2 protein-coding genes are annotated in these 3,964 nt (G+C 41.4%); both read right to left on the reverse strand.

Translation table 11 applies throughout. The features are described 5' to 3' along the window. Positions 1-1,614, reverse strand: a 1,614-nt coding sequence (locus J6U00_RS02715; protein ID WP_296578517.1) for a C1 family peptidase, incomplete at its 3' end; no start/stop codon positions are given. A 258-nt stretch (positions 1,615-1,872) separates the two neighbouring features. After that, positions 1,873-3,964 (reverse strand): hypothetical protein (locus J6U00_RS02720; protein ID WP_296578519.1); only part of this gene is annotated, 2,092 nt, incomplete at its 5' end.

The raw sequence follows: 3,964 nt of genomic DNA on the forward strand, positions 1-3,964 counted from the left end.
AGAATTATATTTGTTGGAATATACCTTTACCGTATAATCCTTTCCATTTATTTCCGAGCCGCATAACCTTGTTATATCAGTGTAAATGGGACCGCTGAATTTGATTGGATTATAATAAAAGCTTCTCATAACATAATTTGTTATTGGCTGAGAATACTGGCAGGTGTTTTCTACATTCAGACCGTAATAATCATTTGTCATCACATCAACTTCTGAAACCAGCTTTACATTCTGAGGAGAAACATTAATGATATAAGCCTCTTCAATAGCCGTATTTCTCTGGTATATTTTGTTGTACCATGTTCCGTTCGAATTTTTTGTATATATATTTGCCGGATCAGGGCAGCCATTATTGGCAGATTCGATACGTACTGCATCGTACATTACCCATATAAAACCGTCATTGCCCCAGCCAGTGCCCCATGAGTTTGCGATCTTGAAAGCACCCTGCTCGCCAGGGCTATAAGTATATCCGTCACCGTCTATATCGCATTCGAAAGAATCATCATATCCTACTATCGTGAATTCGTGACCAGCTCTTATTGGCCCGTTTTTATCATATTTTGTGACATTCTGAATTACAACTTTTTCTTTTGGGTTTTCCTTATAACTTATCTCCTTATATGTACTGTCAAGACAACAAAGATAGTTGAAACTGGTCGAAGCAGCTACTACTTTTCCTTGATCGAGAGCATCCTTTATATTTTCGATGAACTGATCTTCCCTTTCTGTCTGATCCTCAGTGTTCCAATCTACATCTCCTTCTTCAGTGATAAATGCTTTTGCTCCGTGGTTGGGTGAACATAAAGACCAGCCTTCATAGCTGTCAAGCTTGACATTGAGGGCATTTAAAAGAGCCTCTTCATCTCTTGGGATAGCTCTGTAGGTTTTGGCTTCATGCCAGTAAAGACCTGTTGATGTATTAGTGTTTTTATTTTCATATACAGGCAAGTAGTAATCTCTTTGGTAATAGCTGAGGGCCTTATACTGATCTGCGTCGATATATTCCCCTATTCTTCTGTATATCTTCTTACCGTCCACCTCATCAACTACTTCGTAATCATTTTCATTGATTATTTTATTTCCGTAAGCATCCTTTACTATGCTGCCTGAAACAATTTCATTATATTCATAACTGCCTTCGGTTATGTAATTGATTCCCTGCGGATCGGAACGGTCTGTTTTTTTACCGTTTTCATCTACCGTATAGAATCTCAGATCAAAGCGTCCGTCATAAGGCATTTCATCCATAGTAAGAGCGCCTCTGTCCTTTAAAGCATGATATGCCTTGTATTCCCATGAACCATAATCGCCGCCGTCGTTGATCAGCGGATAAACAGATGCCGGAGAGTAAGTAAAATCTATATCAGCGTAGGGATTCTGACGGTACAAAGCTCTCCTTGCCTCATTGGTAAACTGGTAGTATGCCGTTGCGCAAGCCACGCATGAGCCTACCTGACCCTGATTGATTATCTCCGGGAAAAAGCTTGATGTACTCAGATCAGCACCTCTCGTAACAGCTTCAGCGTGTGATGTCACTGCGGATGTTAATCCAGTTGCAGAAGAAGCGAACATAGCCATTGATGTAACAAAAGCTGAGATTTTTTTGTTCATAATCATTGTCCTTTCTGTTAATGGGCTTTTATTTTTATAAGGAAGCGTTCTTATAATAACCAGATCTGATAATTTTGCCTCCATAAAAAATAAACGCAGCATTTGTTCAATATCAGACATGATCTGTAAAAAATTATACCGGAGGTTTATTTTTTTCCATAAACAAAACCTCCCATGGTTTAAATTATACCATAGGAGGTTTTTGTAATTGACGTTTTTCAGGTCCGGTCCATCAGAACTGAACTCATATTTTTATATCTATCCGATCATAATAAGAGCTTCAAGAACTTTAGATATCATACCTGCTGCCGAACCAAACACTAGCATCATAAATGAAGCAAGTGCAATTATCAAATTGGTCATAGTGCTGCTTTCTACCTGAGAAAGATCAACAGCCTCATTTGCAGAATTTGTTCCTTTACCTGTCTGCGGGTCGATAGTATAGACATCAAGAACATTTCCGCTGGCGTCCTTAAGTATGATCTCATACATACCGTTGTCAGAAGTATTTACTTCCGTATCTCCGACAAGCTTGTCGTTCTTATTCTGATAGTCAACAGCTGCCCACTGTGCAAACTGTTCGGGAGTACCGATAACAGTTGTTGTAACAGGTTCTGTTGTTTCAGATGCTTCGGTCGTTGTAGTTGTTGTCGTTGAAGCATCTGTTGCAGTTGTAGTCGTGGTAGTTGTAGTTGTTGAAGTATCAGTTGAAGTTGTGGTCGAGGTGGTCGTTGTTGTAGTTGTAGTAGTCGTGGTCGAAGCTGCTGCCGATGTCGTAGCAGTTGTCTCGGGAACAACAGGACCATTTCCGCTGAGGTCGTATTTGCGGCCGCTGAGATCGGTCACCTTGCCCTTTGCAATGAGCTTGCAGCCGTCCTTTACAGTGATGTTCGCATTATCAGCTATAATAACATCAACATATTCAGGGATAATAACGTCATCTGTAACAACTATATCACCGAAGATAGTGAGCTCTGTGCTCTCCCCTGCCTTTACAGCTTCCTCAACTGCTACTCTGATATCAGCGTAAGTATTTGAGTTGCCGAGCATAGCTACTGCGTCAGGATTGATAGAACAGCAGTCTGTAAATTCGCCGCATACATCGCATACAGATATTGCCAGACCGGGCTCACCGCCGCCGGGAGTTTTAACGACATTAAATCTGCCTGTTGACTGGCACTCATGCGGTTCAGCGCTTTTTATCTTCTGAACCTCTTTTGTACCGTCTTCATACTCGATAATGACAACTCCGTTTACATAGTCTCTTATGAACTTAACTCTGACGATATCATCGTCTTCGTTTATTACGAGCTTTCCGTCTTCTCCGGCAGTATTGCCGTAGATATCCGTGATCTCAACGACATCGTTCGATACGATGACCGGGATATCGCTGTCGTCGTCGCGTGATTCGATCTCAAAATAGATCTTTGATTTCTTGCCGCCATGCAAAGTGAAGAACACGTCATCGTCGGCAATTATAGAATCCCACGCTCTGTCAGTTCCGTTTTCAAACTTTTTATTCACGTACTCAGCCAAAGCACGTTCAGTCTGCTCTTCGTCCTTATTGTCGATATTGAAAATAAATTCGTTTCTGAATTCTTCAAAATCTGTTTTGGGATCAGTCGAGCCGTTGAAGATATCTTTCAGTCTGTTCCTTGCGTACTTTGTGTTAACAACAGCTGTTCTTTCTGCCGGCGCATTTGTCTCCTTGTCGATGGTTACGGAATAGCTTACAGGAGCCTGCGAGCCTTCAAAGCCGACTCTGACATTCTTCAGGATATGCTCTGTCGGGATCTCGCTGAAAAGCTTTGTATACTCTTCGCTTATTACCTTTATATCTGAAATATCATTATAGACCCTGAGCATATTGATGAGGAACGCCTGCTTCTGGTCAAACAATTCTGCCGCGATATACTGCTCAAAAACTGATTTCCAGAGGTCCTTTACAGTTATCTCAATAGTAACTGTATTTTCAGCTCCGGGCTTTAATTCATCAATGTGTATCTTTTTATTGCCGTCCGGACCTTCCGTAAGGCTGAGAGTCTTGTACTTTGTTGTTGTAGTTTCCGTGATCTCGTCCGCGCTGCGCTCGTTGACTATCAGAGCAGTCTTTGAGGTCTGCATTTTCCTGTCAACTGTGAAATCGAGATCGTATATGGTTGTATTTTCGGAGTTATTCGTAAGATTTACCTTTATGACATAGTCATGATTGTAATACGAATACTTCGGAAGCACCAGATTCATGTGAACAGCGTCTGAGGTATAAACGCGGAACTTGTCCTTTGTGACGAATGTCATTCTGCATGGGTTCTCGTGTTTTTCGTCATAGAATCCCTCAAAATCAGCTGAG

It is taken from the genome of Ruminococcus sp. (assembly GCF_017650195.1).
Taxonomy (GTDB): domain Bacteria; phylum Bacillota; class Clostridia; order Oscillospirales; family Ruminococcaceae; genus Ruminococcus.